Source organism: Bacillus sp. FSL M7-0558 (assembly GCF_038003245.1).
Taxonomy (GTDB): domain Bacteria; phylum Bacillota; class Bacilli; order Bacillales; family Bacillaceae; genus Bacillus; species Bacillus pumilus.
Map to the genome: position 1 here is coordinate 2,334,056 of NZ_JBBOOU010000001.1, position 14,712 is coordinate 2,348,767.

General features: G+C 41.7%; 18 protein-coding genes. 3 read left to right on the forward strand and 15 right to left on the reverse strand.

Translation table 11 applies throughout. The features are described from left to right. Window positions 1-108 precede the first annotated feature (108 nt). The 3 genes from MHB79_RS11760 to gpr form a co-directional block, all read right to left on the reverse strand. The gene (locus MHB79_RS11760; protein ID WP_050943734.1) at window positions 109-441 is read right to left on the reverse strand and encodes a YqxA family protein; all 333 of its coding nucleotides are present in this window, start codon (window positions 439-441) and stop codon (window positions 109-111) included. A 14-nt stretch (window positions 442-455) separates the two neighbouring features. Beyond that, complete coding sequence (locus MHB79_RS11765; protein WP_003217396.1) at window positions 456-1,664, reverse strand: stage II sporulation protein P; 1,209 nt, start codon at window positions 1,662-1,664, stop codon at window positions 456-458. Between the two features lie 66 nt (window positions 1,665-1,730). Then, window positions 1,731-2,846 (reverse strand): GPR endopeptidase, encoded by a 1,116-nt coding sequence (gpr, locus tag MHB79_RS11770; protein ID WP_003217353.1) that lies wholly within the window; start codon window positions 2,844-2,846, stop codon window positions 1,731-1,733. A gap of 198 nt (window positions 2,847-3,044) precedes the next feature. Between gpr and rpsT the strand changes: the two genes are divergently transcribed. Beyond that, a complete protein-coding gene (gene rpsT, locus MHB79_RS11775) occupies window positions 3,045-3,311 on the forward strand; it encodes a 30S ribosomal protein S20 (RefSeq protein ID WP_003217506.1) in 267 nt (88 codons plus the stop codon). A 134-nt stretch (window positions 3,312-3,445) separates the two neighbouring features. Here rpsT and holA read toward each other — a convergent pair whose 3' ends face one another. Further along, the gene (holA, locus tag MHB79_RS11780; RefSeq protein WP_050943732.1) at window positions 3,446-4,465 is read right to left on the reverse strand and encodes a DNA polymerase III subunit delta; all 1,020 of its coding nucleotides are present in this window, start codon (window positions 4,463-4,465) and stop codon (window positions 3,446-3,448) included. 236 nt (window positions 4,466-4,701) lie between these two features. On the opposite strand from holA, the gene MHB79_RS11785 reads away from it, so the two are divergent. Continuing rightward, window positions 4,702-4,836: a YqzM family protein gene (locus tag MHB79_RS11785; RefSeq protein ID WP_003217416.1), complete on the forward strand. Its 135-nt coding sequence runs from the start codon at window positions 4,702-4,704 to the stop codon at window positions 4,834-4,836. A gap of 39 nt (window positions 4,837-4,875) precedes the next feature. Here MHB79_RS11785 and MHB79_RS11790 read toward each other — a convergent pair whose 3' ends face one another. The 3 genes from MHB79_RS11790 to MHB79_RS11800 all read right to left on the reverse strand — a co-directional run bounded on the left by MHB79_RS11790 (window position 4,876) and on the right by MHB79_RS11800 (window position 8,463). After that, on the reverse strand, window positions 4,876-7,203 hold the full coding sequence (locus MHB79_RS11790) for a DNA internalization-related competence protein ComEC/Rec2 (protein WP_340990599.1): 2,328 nt from the start codon (window positions 7,201-7,203) through the stop codon (window positions 4,876-4,878). Beyond that, window positions 7,196-7,765 carry a ComE operon protein 2 gene (locus MHB79_RS11795; RefSeq protein ID WP_003217422.1) on the reverse strand — a complete coding sequence of 190 codons (570 nt, stop codon included), beginning with the start codon at window positions 7,763-7,765 and terminating at the stop codon, window positions 7,196-7,198. Before MHB79_RS11795 ends, MHB79_RS11790 begins: the two co-directional genes overlap by 8 nt. Window positions 7,766-7,830: 65 nt before the next feature. Then, window positions 7,831-8,463 (reverse strand): helix-hairpin-helix domain-containing protein, encoded by a 633-nt coding sequence (locus MHB79_RS11800; protein WP_268458421.1) that lies wholly within the window; start codon window positions 8,461-8,463, stop codon window positions 7,831-7,833. Window positions 8,464-8,553: 90 nt separating this feature from the next. Between MHB79_RS11800 and comER the strand changes: the two genes are divergently transcribed. Beyond that, entirely contained in the window at window positions 8,554-9,402 is an 849-nt protein-coding gene (comER, locus tag MHB79_RS11805) for a late competence protein ComER (RefSeq protein WP_340989812.1), read from the forward strand. Between the two features lie 48 nt (window positions 9,403-9,450). Here the strand turns inward: comER and MHB79_RS11810 are convergent, their stop codons facing one another. From MHB79_RS11810 to MHB79_RS11845, 8 genes are read right to left on the reverse strand one after another with little or no spacing between them, the layout of a single operon-like run. Further along, window positions 9,451-10,194: a class I SAM-dependent DNA methyltransferase gene (locus MHB79_RS11810; protein WP_106032744.1), complete on the reverse strand. Its 744-nt coding sequence runs from the start codon at window positions 10,192-10,194 to the stop codon at window positions 9,451-9,453. Beyond that, window positions 10,191-10,547 carry a ribosome silencing factor gene (gene rsfS, locus MHB79_RS11815; RefSeq protein ID WP_003217467.1) on the reverse strand — a complete coding sequence of 119 codons (357 nt, stop codon included), beginning with the start codon at window positions 10,545-10,547 and terminating at the stop codon, window positions 10,191-10,193. The genes MHB79_RS11810 and rsfS overlap by 4 nt, the downstream gene beginning before the upstream one ends. Window positions 10,548-10,559: 12 nt before the next feature. After that, entirely contained in the window at window positions 10,560-11,123 is a 564-nt protein-coding gene (gene yqeK / locus MHB79_RS11820; RefSeq protein ID WP_003217386.1) for a bis(5'-nucleosyl)-tetraphosphatase (symmetrical) YqeK, read from the reverse strand. After that, on the reverse strand, window positions 11,113-11,682 hold the full coding sequence (locus tag MHB79_RS11825; RefSeq protein WP_003217492.1) for a nicotinate-nucleotide adenylyltransferase: 570 nt from the start codon (window positions 11,680-11,682) through the stop codon (window positions 11,113-11,115). Before MHB79_RS11825 ends, yqeK begins: the two co-directional genes overlap by 11 nt. A 13-nt stretch (window positions 11,683-11,695) precedes the next feature. Continuing rightward, window positions 11,696-11,986 (reverse strand): ribosome assembly RNA-binding protein YhbY, encoded by a 291-nt coding sequence (gene yhbY / locus MHB79_RS11830; protein WP_003217501.1) that lies wholly within the window; start codon window positions 11,984-11,986, stop codon window positions 11,696-11,698. After that, complete coding sequence (gene aroE / locus MHB79_RS11835) at window positions 11,980-12,822, reverse strand: shikimate dehydrogenase (RefSeq protein ID WP_340989813.1); 843 nt, start codon at window positions 12,820-12,822, stop codon at window positions 11,980-11,982. The genes yhbY and aroE overlap by 7 nt, the downstream gene beginning before the upstream one ends. 21 nt (window positions 12,823-12,843) lie before the next feature. Further along, window positions 12,844-13,944 (reverse strand): ribosome biogenesis GTPase YqeH, encoded by a 1,101-nt coding sequence (gene yqeH, locus MHB79_RS11840; RefSeq protein ID WP_044139444.1) that lies wholly within the window; start codon window positions 13,942-13,944, stop codon window positions 12,844-12,846. A 2-nt stretch (window positions 13,945-13,946) separates the two neighbouring features. Further along, entirely contained in the window at window positions 13,947-14,468 is a 522-nt protein-coding gene (locus MHB79_RS11845; RefSeq protein ID WP_034620856.1) for a YqeG family HAD IIIA-type phosphatase, read from the reverse strand. Window positions 14,469-14,712 lie beyond the last annotated feature (244 nt).

Sequence of the window (14,712 nt, forward strand, 5' to 3'; positions counted from 1 at the left end):
CGCGGGTTGCGCTAGGTTAGATTATATCAATAGGGCTGTAAAGATTCAATCGAAATCAAGAAAAGCCGCTCATTGATTAGCGGCTTTAGTCATAAGGTGTAGATTTATTTATTTCCCATTTACCCAATCATAAAGAGAACGAGCTGCATGTGTCATGCCATCAGACAACACCTTTCCTGCTTTGGAGAAAGCATTAAAGCTCTCTATTTCCTCAAGCTGCTTTTGCTTTTCGGCAAGATCCTTTTCTGTAACAGCCGTTCCTAAGATAGAGGCTTCTCGTTCTTCTTCGTCGTTCATTTGGATGGAGAAAGCGCCTTTTAATTGCGGGTCATGGTAACCCTTCATTTGCAGCATGCCATTATTTGCCTGCTGCATTCCTAAAAAGACGCCAAATAGCAAGACCAGTCCTAAAATAATGGTTTTTCCCATAAATGATCCCATGCACCGTCACCACCTTAAGAGCGTTTTTTCTCATCCTTTGCTTTGCCGTTTACTTTTTCCGCATCCCAGAAAATGTCGCTGAAGACATCAGCTGCTGCATTGGATGCATTTTTCAATTCTTCCATATTATTATCCACTCCGCCAAATTCTAAAAGAAGGGCTTTGTCGGATAAATCTTGATTATAAATTCCATTATCACCAATTTCGCCTTTGGCAAACACACCGACACTGAGTCCTTTATATTTTTTCTCCATCAAATGGTGGAACTCCGTCGCAAGCTTGAGGTTTTTCTCATAGCTTTGATTCTTCTTTCCCACAACAAACGCAATTCTCGCATATTTTTTCCCTTTGATCTCGGCAGTAGTGTCTTTCTTTCTTCTTGAGTCACGGTGGATATCGATTAAATATTCGAGATCATCATTTTTCGCTAAGGCTTCTTTTACGACCAGTCTTGATTCATTATAAGACTGGGGATACTTTAGTCCTTTTTGCAGAAGCCGTTTTTCAACTTCTGTTTTGTCGACCGTATTCCCGATTCCTTGCTGATCAAGCGCCTTTCCGAACATGTCACCGACAAGGGTGACATTCACTTTTGAGTGCCGTGCATTGTTTGGATTCGTTTCTCCTTTTAAAAATGGTAAATATGATTCCGTATTATGTGTATGGTAAATGTACACAGCTTTTCGTTTTCCTGTCGACCGGTCCGGCTCTTTCGCAGGCTTTTTCGGCACATCTTTGTCGAGCTTGTCCAGCTCTGCTAAATTTGCTTCTTTTTCATCTTGAATGACTTCACTTGGCGGCGGCGATTCCATTGGCATGTTGGTATAGTCTGTTCCTTCACCTGCTAAGATGATTTTTGTATCAAAATGTTCAAAGCCTGGAAGTTCTCTACCTAGAAAACTACGCGGGTCTTCTAAATTGATACTGGTCGCAAGCTTGAGTGACAGTCCAGAGAAATGAAACCCTTTTTGATCTTTCGGGACGGCTGAGGCGAAATATTGGTTTTCCATGCCCATTAATGTGGCGAAAAACGCCCCGGAAAGCTCATCTGCTACACCATATAGGGAGGCTTGTGGCCTCAGCTCAGGTTTTAAAGATGTCAACGCCCCTGACATCACAAACACTACAACAAGCGAGGCTATAAATAAGAAAATGCTTTTGACTACTTTTGTTCCATTAATCGCAACGACCAACTGTCGAGGACGGCGGGGTCTTTTTTTCATGATTTACTCCCTCCAGCACGCTTTCTAGTAATTACACTATGAGCGAGCTAGAGAAAGTAGAACCGATTAATGATTATAAGAACCCATGTTATCTTGAGAGATTTTTTGATGAAGCGCTGTGTTTAATCCATTGGCGAGCACGTTTGCCATATCATCAATGAATGTATCCACTTCCTTAGGCGTGACCATGAGATTTTGCCCTAGCGGCGCAAGCACTTCATGGATCAGCTGCCGTTTCTCTTCTTCTGGAAGAGTTCCTACGATACCTAAGAATGATTGACGCGTTTCTTCATCTGGTAAGTCTTCTTCGTTTAGAACTTTTTTCTTCCCAAACGTCAAACCAGCCGGCACAAGAGAGCGGGACGGCCTGTCATCTTTCAGTTCTCTACCAAAATGCTTTAAGACATAATCAATTGTGTCACTTGCAATGGTGACTGCATCTACCACTGTCGGAACGCCAATCGCAATCACTGGAATTCCCAACGTTTCTTTGCTTAATTCTTTTCGCTTATTCCCTACACCTGAACCGGGATGGATACCTGTATCAGAGATTTGAATCGTCGTATTCACCCGTTCCACTGCACGAGCAGCAAGGGCATCGATTGCAATGACAAAATCGGGTTTGGACCTCTCGATCACGCCTTGTATAATGTCGCTTGTTTCAATACCAGTCAGTCCCATCACTCCCGGTGATAAAGAGGACACTGGGCGGTAGCCTTCCTGTACATTTTCCGGCTGTAATTCAAAAAGATGCCGGGTCACAAGCAGACTTTCAACCGTGAGCGGACCTAGCGCATCTGGCGTGACATTCCAGTTTCCTAGTCCTACTACAAGACAGCTCGCATCAGTCTGAATGCCTCGATCTTTTAAAAACTGAGCAAAATGATGGGCAAAGACTTCGACAACTTTTTCCTGCATCTCAGAATCTTTCTCCCGAATGCCCTGCGCCTCAAGTGTCAAGTATGTTCCTGCCTTTTTGCTGGTCAGCGCCTCCCCTTCTTTCGTAATCTCCACCGTGCGTATACGGATGCCATGCTCTTCTTTTTCCTTTTCGACAATCCCTTGAATTCCATCCTTTTTGACAACATTCGGATCGTTCTCTTGTTCTAGTATCTCTTTTGTTTCAACAGCCAAGTCTGTCCGAATTTGATAAGCACTTAAATCAAGTTTCTGTTTCTCCATAAAAAGACTCCTTCCACCAAGTAATTAACAGTAGTCTTTCCATCTCTTGAAAGAAACATTCGAGCGCTTCATCAATGAAAAATACTTTACATTTATATTGCATTCTAAAGGTGTGTTTGATAGAATACAACTTGTTCTATTGTGAAGATTTAACCTTAAGACAATTGTGTTTAGGTTGTATCTTAGGAGGTGAAACACATGCCAAATATTAAATCAGCGATCAAACGTACAAAAACGAATAACGAACGCCGTGCACACAACGTGACAATCAAGTCTGCGATGCGTACTGCGATTAAACAAGTTGAAGTTTCTGTAGCTAACAACGATGCTGAGCAAGCAAAAGCTGCTCTTTCTTCTGCTGCAAAACGCATTGACAAAGCCGTTAAAACTGGTCTTGTACACAAAAACGCAGCTGCGCGTTACAAGTCAAGACTTGCTAAACAAGTAAACGGACTTTCTGCATAATGCTTGCAACGCCTCAGTAATGAGGCAACTGTTTAACTGTACGTCCGTCCTGACCGGCTCAGCCATTAGGACAGACTGACAATTATACATCTAAACAAAAACGACCCTCTTTTTAGAAGGTCGTTTTTTTATGTTCAAGCGCCTAATAGGCGAAGCAGAAACAATTCTAGCAATAGCTGCTTGTCCTTTTTACCGGTTTTCATTTCATAATCGATCGTTGATAGCTCTTTGACAATCTGCTTCAGCTCTTCTTCTGAAAACAGCCTTGCCTGATCCATAGCAAGTTTCACGCGGAATGGGTGGACTTTTAGATTTGAAGCAATTTGTTTTTGCCCATATCCTTGCTGAGCGAAATACTTCGTCTGTAAAATCAAACGAAATTGAGTGGATATAAGCGCTAATATTTTAATGGGTTCCTCATTTTGTTTCAGCAAATCATAAAACATCTGCATGGCCTGAGAGCGGCGTCTGTTGACAATTTGGTTAATTAATTCGAAAATATTCTGCTCTAAGCTTCTTGCAACGAGCTGATTGACATCCGCTAATTCAATTTCTTCTCGCTCTCCAATATATGTACTCAGCTTCCTGACCTCTTGAAACAATGAGGATAGGCTTCCGCCGCACAGCATCACAAGCTGCTCAGCCGCTTCAGATGTCATCGCCTTTCCTTCTGTTTTCACCAGCGTAATGGTGAAATCCGTTGTTTCTTTTGGGTTTAACTCTTTTGCCTCAACCATAGCCGCTTTCTTTTTTAGCAATTTGGTGATTTTCTTCCGTTCATCCAGCTTTTCATATGGTGCCAATAAGACGAGAATGGTATAAGGCGCCGGCTTTTCTAAATAAGCTTCTAACAGAGAAAGCTCATGCTCAATCTTCTCTTTTTTCTTTTCCGCTGTAAGAAAATAAGGGTTCTTGATCACAACGAGACGCCTTTCTCCCATGAACGGAAAGGTTTCTGCATCTGTCACAGCCTGTTCAAGCGGCACCTCTTCCATATCAAAGACTGAGAAATTAAAATCCTTTGTCTCTTCGTCTACTACAGCTTGTCTTAATTTAGCTGCTGTTTCTTGCAGTAAATACGTTTCTTTTCCATATAAGCAATAAACGGGATGGATATCCCCTCTTTTTAAATTGTTCCAAACCTCAAAGACCATAAATTGAATCCCTCTCTTTCACTTCCTCCTCTATCCTAAAGTGTGCGAAGACATTAGTAAAGAGGAAGCTGAAAGTACCGCCTCCTCATTTATAGTAAACGTCTGGTGCAAGCTCCCGGGTCAGCTTGCTTCAGACGATATTCATAAAATGATCATGAAAATGGAAAACGGTTACTTTACCTTCTAGCAATTCCAAATGAGTTCAAGTATACTAAAATTAGCCAGGAGGGATGAAAATGAATGAATTTGAAAAAAATGTTCAAAGCAAGCGAAATGATGCGATCGACTCAGCTGTTGGTTTTATCGTCACATTCGGATTTTTCGCCTCAATGTTTATTTTGGCAACCATTATACACCTCGTTGGATCTTAACTTCATGATTGCTACATGACTGCCGTTTTGGCAGTTTTTTTATTGTTTTTGTAAGATATCATATGGAGGATGCGTGTAAAACGTTCCTTCCTTCTCAAGAAATCCATAGGTCACACTTCCGTCTTGATCTGTGCGGTACACCTTCGTTTGATGATCCTTTAGTTTTTTCAAGACTTCCTGATGAGGATGCTGATAACGATTGCGTTCACCAGCCGAAATGAGTGCGTGCGACGGCTCCAGATGCCGAATCCACTCATCACTTGTTGACCCTTTGCTCCCATGATGCCCAACCTTTAAGACATCTGCTTGCAGGTGAGGATAGGCTTCTATAATATCTCGTTCCCCTTCATGTTCAAGATCTCCAGTGAACAGAAACCGTTTCCCGCCAAGATTAAAAGTTAGAACAAGTGAATCATTGTTCTTACTTGTCACCCGGTCTTGCGAAGGGTGAAGAACCTCAAATATGTGCTCTCCAACTTGGAGCTGATCTCCTCTTTCTAATTCATCAATCATAATCCCTTTTTCAGCTGCTTCTTTTAGCAGCTTTGCATCTTCTGGACTTCGGGCAAAACCTTTTGGTATGGCTAGCCGCTTTACTTTATTTCGCTTGATTAAACGAACTGCTTCTCCCATGTGGTCTTGATCTGCATGCGTGAGAATCAGCACATCAAGTTTTGCTATACCTTTAGAATGCAAAAACGGGATTAGTGTTTGTTCACCGATCGTAGACACTTTACGTCTTTTTTTCCATGGTTCATCATCAAAAGAAAGTCTGCCACCTGTGTCCACAAGTAGATGTCCCTTTCGGTAAGGGAGCTGAATAAACAAACTATCCCCTTGGCCGACATCCAGCATCGTGACCTCCCCTTTTTGGAGAAAATTCGGGGTGAAATAGTGTGCACTCAAGACACCGATGAGTAATATAATCGGCACGGCATAGGATTTCACGGACATTTTGCACTCCATCACAAACAGCAAAAAAACAATGGCGCTCACTTCAAGCAGAATATGCCACCAAGTCGATTTCATAAAAATCAGGTTGAACCCATCAAAAACTGCCATATGTGCTGACAACTGATGACTTAGCTGCATGACCGAATCAAGCAACTGGAACAACACTTGTCCAAGCGGAAGATAAATGATAGACAAAAGAAAAAAGAGTAAGGATAGAGGCAGGACAACTGTTGTATAAAAAGGGACAAATATCATATTCAATGGGATGCTCAGCAAAGAAAATTGCTGAAAATGATATAAAAGAACAGGAAGCGAGGCAAGCTGTGCAACAAATGAGACAAGGAACAACTGCATCACGGCGCTTTTCGCTTGCGATAAGATTCTGGTCGATAACAAAATAAAAAACGTAACCACGAATGAAAGCTGAAATCCGATCTCGAATAGATATAGAGGATGAATCGCTAATAAGAATAAAAACGTTGCGCTTAATACGACAGCAGAAGGCTGTTTCATTTCTTTTGGCAGGCTTGTCATCACTAAATAGATTCCTGCCATAAGGCAAGCTCTTAAAACTGATGGTGCAGCACCTGTCAAACAAGCATAAACAGGAAGAAAGCATAATAGAAGAAGACGCGCTGTCTCTCTTGTCACACCGGCACGAAGCAGACACCAAAATAAACAGGCAAGAAGCGTTTGCACATGCAGTCCTGAGATCGCTAACAGATGAATAATACCGAGCATTTGATAGTCTCTTAGCGTATCAGGATCAATCAAATCACGGTCTCCAAAAATAAGAGCCTGTACAATACCTACAGAGTTTTTCGGCACATGATCTTCTAAGAATTTTAAGCCCTTTTGCCTCATCTTTTGAAGATAATAGGAAGGACGATCATTTTTTGTACAGCCTTTGATTGACTGCGGTAAGAAAATAGCGCGAATGCCTTTTGATTGTAGAAATTGATCGTATTGAAACCCGTTAGGAATGGTTGCGTGTTTAGGCGGTCGAATATCACCTGTCATATGACAGCTCATACCTGGCTCTACGTCTTTTAACGTCTCTTTTTCACGCTCTGTTTGAATGGTATAGAAAGCGGCTAGCCGGTCATCTTCTGTTGACACAGTTGCCGAAAAACGATTGCCATCTATTTTCGGAATCGTTTCAATCACAACAGAGCCGGAAAAGAATTTTTCTTGAACAGGTTGCTCCGTTTCAAAAAACTCATGAACCATAAAAATAAGAGTATAGACGGCTCCACATAGGCTGATCATGAGAAAGAGTTTGGGGATTTTTTTCAGTAGGCTGAGAAGGAAGATGATGAGAAGAAAGAGAAGGAAGTACATATGAAGATGATATGCAGCCAGAGCAATTCCAACAGCTGCTGAAATTGCCCCAAACGGCAAATAATTAAACATAGGAAGTAAATAATTGATTCGCCTTCTCATGCATATTGCGAATTTCTGATTCACTAAGTCCTGATTCACTTAGTTTGCCAATTAGATCTGCAACAAAGGCTAATTTTTCTTGATTTTTTAAGTCGATGATCATTTCATCGAGTTCAACTTGTTCCGTTTGAACACCTGCCTGCTCAAATAAATCAATGGCATATGGGTGATTTTTATAATCCTTTGCATAGTAAACGGTTCGAATACCTGCTTGAATAATGGCTTTACAGCACTGCAAACAAGGAAAATGTGTGACATATATTTCAGCATCGGCTGTAGGTGCACCAAATTTGGCACATTGTAAAATAGCGTTCATTTCCGCATGGATGGTGCGAACGCAGTGATGATCAATGACATAGCATCCCACATCTGCACAATGGACATCACCAGCAATTGAGCCATTATATCCCCCTGCAATGATACGCTTGTCTCTGACGATGGTCGCCCCAACAGCTAACCGCTCACAGGTGCTTCGCAGAGCAAGCAAATGGCTTTGCGCCATAAAATATTGATTCCATGAAATTCTTTCCACGAGCTGATCCCTCCAGAATGATGGTTGGTATTAAGTGTACATGCCTTCCTTCTATACCGTCAATTCTACTTAACGGTCAATTCATTTTTCAGCCGTTCAATGGTCTTCTCCCCAAAACCTGAAATGTTCCGCAAATCTTCAATTTGTTGAAATTCTCCGTGCTCCTCTCTGTACGTAATGATGGCTTCTGCTTTAGCTGGCCCTATTCCATTAATGGTTTGCAATTCCGCTGCATCAGCCTGATTCACATTGACACCTTGACTCTTTTCATTACCCGATGGAGCGTCTGCACCTGCTGTTTGTGCCTCTCTCTCTGCTTCTCCCTGCTTCCGGACATAAATCATCATACTGTCTTCTAATTTTGCTGCTTGATTAATTTCAATCGTGTCTGCTTTACTAGTAAAACCTCCTGCTCTTCGAATGGCTTCTTCTACCCGTGCATCAGATTGAAACGTATAAACACCTGGCTTTTTTACAGCCCCTTTGACCTCCACAAAAATGGAGGATGATTCATTATCGGTCTTTTCTTGTTTGTCTTCTAATGTGACTTGTATGTCTTGATCGCCCTTCTTCAATACACTTGGCTCTCTAGAGCTCTCCTTATTTCCTGCCAAAAGGAAGAAAGTGATGATGATCGTGCCCATGAGCCCAGCTCCGATATAAAGACTGTATTTTTTCAATGGAATGAGTCGCTTCACGTGCTCACGCTTCTTTCAATCATATTTTTCTATTGCTCAACATACTGTTTAGAAGATAACAGATCCTATGCGCCTAAGGAGGGAGAACGTTTGAATATCGGGATAATCGGTACAGGAAACATGGGTACCATACTTACTGAGGCATTTATTGAATCAAAGGCAGTCAATCCCTCATCCATCACCATTACAAACCGGACCATAGAAAAAGCGTTCAATATAAAAAAGAACCACCCAGAGCTTGAAGTAACAAAACAGCTTACAGGAGCTGTCATGGATAAAGATTTCATCTTTGTTTGTGTCAAGCCGCTTGATATTTATCCTCTTTTAAAAGAGCTGAGCCCTCTTTTAAAAGAGCACCAAACCATTGTCATCATTACAAGTCCGGTTCATCCTGAACAGCTTCAGGATATCGTTCCTTGTCAAACAGCCAGGCTGATTCCAAGCATTACGAACCGCGCTTTATCAGGTGCGTCACTTTTAACATTTGGATCGTCATGTAATGTCGCGACGAAAACAGCGTTAAGACAATTAGCTTCCTGCATTTCAACACCTATTGAAATTCATCATTCGATTACAAGAGCGGCGTCAGATATCGTCAGCTGCGGTCCTGCCTTTATCAGCTTCCTCGTTCAGAAAATGATTGAAGCAGCCGTTGAAGAAACAGATATTTCTAAAGAAGAAGCCACCATCTTATCAGAAGATATGCTTGTAGGGCTTGGCCGTTTGATTGAAAAAAGAGTCTATACCCTTCCGACACTACAAGACAAAGTGTGTGTAAAAGGCGGCGTTACGGGTGAAGGGATTAAAGCACTTGAAGCAGGTGTTCAAGATATGTTCCACCGCCTTTTTCAAAACACCCATGAAAAATTCGATGAAGATCTTGAAGCGGTTGCGCATCAATATCCGCCAAGTGTGTTTACTGATGATCGCAGAAATTAATCAACTCTGCAACAAGCGAAAAAAGGGTTTTAAAAAACCATCGTTCCATTAAACGATGGTTTTTGGCTTCTTAGCTGAAATGAAATATCTTTCGGCGAATTCCCCAGGCGCTTCATTTGTAAAATCAGCGGTCACTTCTATTTGTTCAAAGCCAGCGGACTCAAGGAACGCCGCATAGGTCTCAAATGGAAATGTACGCTGTTCATGTGTCTCATCATAACGCTGATACACGTCTCCGTCCTTTACAAAAAAGCTTAAATCGTGAATGACCGAATACATGTCATCCCCTTTATCACTCTGCCAAATATAGCTGATCTCTTCATCTTGATCGGCATAAGTCGAACCTGGGAATACCTCTTCCATTTTATAAGGAGTATGAACATCAAAGAGTAAAACCCCATCTGCCTCTAAAAGCTGAAACATGTTTTTAAAGGTTTTTTTGACGTCATTTTCGTTTTTTAAGTAATTCAAGGAATCACAGCATATAACCGCCGCTTGAAAGACTTGCTCAAAACCCGTCAGCTCTCTCATATCTTGATGTAAAAATTGAATGGACTGCTTTTTCGCCTGTGCTTTTTGCTGCGCGAAAACCAGCATTTCTTCACTGAGGTCAATTCCTGTGACTGCGTGACCCTTTTCAGCTAACCGAAGAGAAATCTCTCCAGTTCCACAGCCAACATCAATAATGGCAGCATTCGGTTTGATATTCTGCTGGATCCACTGAACCCATTCATCATAAGGTGCATGTGTCATGAGCTCGTCATACACACCTGCAAACCCTTGATAAATCATGAGTTAATGCCAAGTGAAAGCGTTTCTCTCGGCGCATCTCCCCATAGCTTCTCTAGGTTGTAGTATCCTCTTTCTTCTTTGTGGAACACATGAGCAATGACATCACCAAGATCAATCAATACCCATCTTGCTTCATCAAAGCCCTCCATCTTCTTCACTTCGATTCCGCTTTCCTCTGCAAGATGTTTTACTTCTCTTGCAATGGCCTGCACTTGTTTATCAGAGTTCCCGTGACAAATGAGAAAATAATCGGCAACAAGTGAGATTCCTTGCATATTAAGGGCAATAATATCCTCAGCCCGTTTATCATCGCATGCTCCTGCCGCGACGTTTAAAATTGATGATGAATCCATCCAAATTCCTCCTTAATTGTTCTTATGCACAAGTGAGTTGTAAGTCGCAAGCGTATCTGGATAGACTGGCTGGTTCTTTTTCAATAAAAAGCTGATCGTGTTTTTTAGTGACTGAATCAGTGCGCTATCTAAATCTTGCTCTGCTAACTCTCTTACTTCTTCAACACCAGGGAAATGACGTCCTGGTTCGATATAATCAGCGACATAAATGACCTTTTCAAGTAATGTCATGTTTGGTCTGCCTGATGTATGAAATTCAATGGCCGTTAAAATATCTTGGTCGTTAATAGCTGCTTCCTTTTTAACCAAATAGGCACCAACCGGGGCATGCCAAAGCTCGGGCGAATATTCCAGCAATAGAGGGTTCATCTGTTCCTGCTGGATAATCCCCTTCATTTCATCCTTTGGTCTAAATTTCGCATAATCATGAAAAATAGCGGCGATCTCTGCTTTTTTCACATCTGCACCGAACCGTTCCGCTAAAGAAATAGCTGTCTCCATAACCCCGAGTGTATGTGTATATCTATGCTCTGTTAACTGCTCTTTGACACAGCTTAATGCTTCTTCACGATTCATATAAGTGATGCTCCTTTATATAACGCTCAACAGCTTTCGGTATCAAATAATCGACAGGTTTTTCCTGCATGATTCGCTGCCTAATCAATGTCGATGATACATCAAAAGCTGGAACATCTGCAAATAAAAGAGGATATGTCGTATTTCGGGTATAACCCGGTCTTTTCATCCCAATAAAAGTAATCATCTGAAGCAAATCATCTATCCGATGCCATTTTGGCAAATACTCGACCATGTCCGCTCCAATCATAAAAAAGAACTCATCTTCAGGATGATGCTTCTTTAAAAGCTCCACCGTATCTACTGTATAAGATGGACCCTCTCGCTCCATTTCAATGAGCTCCAATCGAAAATGTGGATTTGACTGGATCGCCGCATCCACCATTTTCACCCGGTGACGACTATCTGCTCGCTTCCGGTCTGTTTTATGAGGAGGCTTGTGATTTGGGATAAACCAAATTTCATCAAGCCCTACTTGAAAACGCACCTCATTTGCCATCAGCAAATGCCCATTATGAGGAGGATCAAACGTACCGCCAAACAACCCTATTTTTTTCATATCACATCCACCTTTACGGCAGCTTAATTTGTTTATTTTCCTTTGATTCTTTATAAAGGACAATCACATTTCCGATCGTTTGAACAAGTTCAGCTTTTGCACCTTTGACAAGTGCTTTCGCAACTTCCGTTTTGTCCTCGTCGCAGTTTTGTAATATGCTGACCTTTAACAATTCTCTTACTTCAAGCGCCTCGGAAATTTGCTTGATCATATTGTCATTTACCCCGCCTTTTCCTACTTGAAAAATAGGTGATAAATGATGTGCTTTTGCACGTAAAAAACGTTTTTGTTTCCCTTTTAACATGGTGTTCCTCCTAATTTCTGTATCACAATTGACTTCATTTTTCTTGCGTCAGGCGTGATGCCTGTCCACAGTTCAAAGGCTCTAGCTGCTTGTCCAACAAACATGCCGACACCATCTACTGTTTTCAAACCTAACCCGGCTGCTTCTCTGAGCAGTTTTGTTTCTATTGGATTATACACAATATCACAAACAACCGCTGTTTTTTTTGCGTTTGCTAAAGAAATCGGGGTTTCTTCAACATTCGGGTGCATACCAATTGAGGTTGTATGGATGATGACATCATATTCCCCAAGCTGCTCTTCCGCCGTCTTTAATGTAATGGCACTAGAAGTGAAGTTCCCATTTGCACTTTCAATTAAAGCCTCCGCTTTTTCAATGGTACGATTGGTGATATCAAAGCTTTTCGGTGCATAGTCAGCGATTGTCGTATAAATCGCATTTGCCGCTCCGCCAGCACCAATCATTAGAAATGACAGCTCTGATAAAGGCTGATCCAAGGCTTCAAGCAATGAATGAAGAAAGCCCTCCCCATCTGTGTTGTACCCGACGAGCTGACCTCCTTCGAACCGCACCGTATTGACTGCACGCAGGCGTTCAGCTGTCACATCAATTTTGTCCAGGTACTGCATGATGTCTACCTTGTGCGGAACAGTGACGTTAAAGCCGCTGATTCCTAAGGCTTTCATACCGCTAATGGCATCTTTCAGGTCATCATTTTCTACTTGAAAGCCATGATAATGTCCATCAATTCCAGCATCCTTTAATGCTGCATTATGAATATCCGGAGACATTGAATGGCCAACAGGGTTACCGATTACTCCGTATAAAGGTTTCAAGGTCTCTCCCCCTCTGAACATTTAAATTAACGAACGTCTCATAAACACATGCACGCCTTTTGGCGCATAGACTTTGATTTGCTTACCTGCATCATTTGCCGTGATCCACCCTAAGCCTGAGAAGACGATATCCATTTTCGGCTGATCAATGGTAAAGGTATGTGGAACGAGTGGAGGAAAATCTTCCATCCCCTCTTTTGATGGCGGTGATAGCAGTTCACCGGCATGTTTTTCATATAAATCATCTGCGTTCTCTAACTTTGTTCTGTGTATGTTCAGCTCATTTGGCATATAGCAGACAAATGACGTTCTGCCGCCTTTTACATAATCAAATCGAGCAAGCCCGCCAAAATAAAGCGTTTGAGCTTCATTTAATTGGAACGTTCTCGGTTTCAATTCTTTTTTCGGCGTTAAGATCTTCAAGTCATTTTTACTGACATAGTGCGCCATTTGATGACGGTTGATAATGCCCGGCGTATCAAATAGAGCAGATCCGTCATCAAGCGGGATCTCAATGGCATCAAGTGTTGTACCTGGATATTGGGATGTGGTGATCACGTTCTCTTCACCAGATACTTCTTTGATGATTCGATTGATAAATGTGGATTTCCCAACATTCGTACAGCCGACGACGTAGACATTTCTTCCTTCGCGGTAATGATCGATCGCTTCCATCACCTCAGGTACGCCCTGACCTCTGCTTGCACTGATTAAGAAAACATCGATCGGGTTCAATCCGTTTTCTTTCGCTTCCCGTTTCATCCAATGAATTAAACGATCTTTTTTCACGGATTTCGGTAAAATATCTACTTTGTTGCCGACGAGTAAAATCGGGTTACCACCGACAATACGACTCAGCCCATTAATCCAGCTTCCGTTAAAGTCAAAAATATCAACGACCTTGACAATCAGAGAATCTGTCTCTCCGATACTGTGCAATATATTTAAAAAGTCGTCTTCTGTTAAAGAAACATCTTGTATTTCATTGTAGTTCTTTAACCTAAAACAGCGCTGACAGATCACATCTTCTTTCAATAGAGATGCTGCCGGCGCATATCCTAATTGATCTTTATCTTCCGTCTGAATGGCTACACCGCAGCCAATACAAACAACCTTTTCCATTATTACTCTTCCTCCCACTGAATGTGGCCCTTACGCTTTAAGGCTCCTAAAATTCTGCGTTCAATCTGCCTGTTAAACTTAGTGATAAATCCGTCTGAGGCAGCAACAGGGACGACCAAAATCGTATGGAAGCCGTGACGATTCCCGCCTAGAACATCGGTCATGAGCTGATCCCCAATGACAACCACATCTTCTTTTTTCAATTGCATATCAGCGACGGCCTTATTAAAAGCTCTTCCCATCGGCTTTTTCGCTTTATAAATAAACGGAATATGAACTGGTTCAGAAAAAAGCTTGACCCTTTTTTCATTATTGTTCGATACAATCGTCACTTGTATCCCGTGATCCTTCATTTCTTGAAACCATTCAATTAAGCGGGGCGTCGCACTTGGACGATCCCATTCTACTAGTGTGTTATCTAAATCGGTAATAATTCCTTTTACATTTCGTTCTTTTAGTTTTTGCGGTGAAATGTGGAAAATGCTTTTCACAAATTCATCCGGTAAGAAATACTTCTTTAGCACAATTTGCACCCTTTCTTCCATTGGTTTTTCAGCGATAGTGTCGAATCAAATCACAATTTGTCTGTCTATCGAATACAATGAAAAAGTTTTCGACATATGACGAGGACCTTCAACAGTTGTGGATAATTTTACACACATTATCCACCTATATTTCATCACGCTTTCATTCAATTATAAACACTCTACCCACAAGTTATCCACTTCACCATGTGGATAACAGAACGATTGTTCTTGTTTCCCATTC

Coding starts and splice junctions, on each gene's coding strand:
- yqeK (WP_003217386.1), bottom strand. CDS start 11,123: ATGAATCGTGAAGAAGCATTAAGCTGTGTCAAAGAGCAGTTAACAGAG.
- MHB79_RS11790 (WP_340990599.1), bottom strand. CDS start 7,203: ATGTTTAATTATTTGCCGTTTGGGGCAATTTCAGCAGCTGTTGGAATT.
- holA (WP_050943732.1), bottom strand. CDS start 4,465: ATGGTCTTTGAGGTTTGGAACAATTTAAAAAGAGGGGATATCCATCCC.
- MHB79_RS11760 (WP_050943734.1), bottom strand. CDS start 441: ATGGGATCATTTATGGGAAAAACCATTATTTTAGGACTGGTCTTGCTA.
- MHB79_RS11825 (WP_003217492.1), bottom strand. CDS start 11,682: ATGAAAAAAATAGGGTTGTTTGGCGGTACGTTTGATCCTCCTCATAAT.
- MHB79_RS11765 (WP_003217396.1), bottom strand. CDS start 1,664: ATGAAAAAAAGACCCCGCCGTCCTCGACAGTTGGTCGTTGCGATTAAT.
- MHB79_RS11785 (WP_003217416.1), top strand. CDS start 4,702: ATGAATGAATTTGAAAAAAATGTTCAAAGCAAGCGAAATGATGCGATC.
- rpsT (WP_003217506.1), top strand. CDS start 3,045: ATGCCAAATATTAAATCAGCGATCAAACGTACAAAAACGAATAACGAA.
- MHB79_RS11810 (WP_106032744.1), bottom strand. CDS start 10,194: ATGATTTATCAAGGGTTTGCAGGTGTGTATGACGAGCTCATGACACAT.
- gpr (WP_003217353.1), bottom strand. CDS start 2,846: ATGGAGAAACAGAAACTTGATTTAAGTGCTTATCAAATTCGGACAGAC.
- rsfS (WP_003217467.1), bottom strand. CDS start 10,547: ATGGATTCATCATCAATTTTAAACGTCGCGGCAGGAGCATGCGATGAT.
- yhbY (WP_003217501.1), bottom strand. CDS start 11,986: ATGTTAAAAGGGAAACAAAAACGTTTTTTACGTGCAAAAGCACATCAT.
- yqeH (WP_044139444.1), bottom strand. CDS start 13,944: ATGGAAAAGGTTGTTTGTATTGGCTGCGGTGTAGCCATTCAGACGGAA.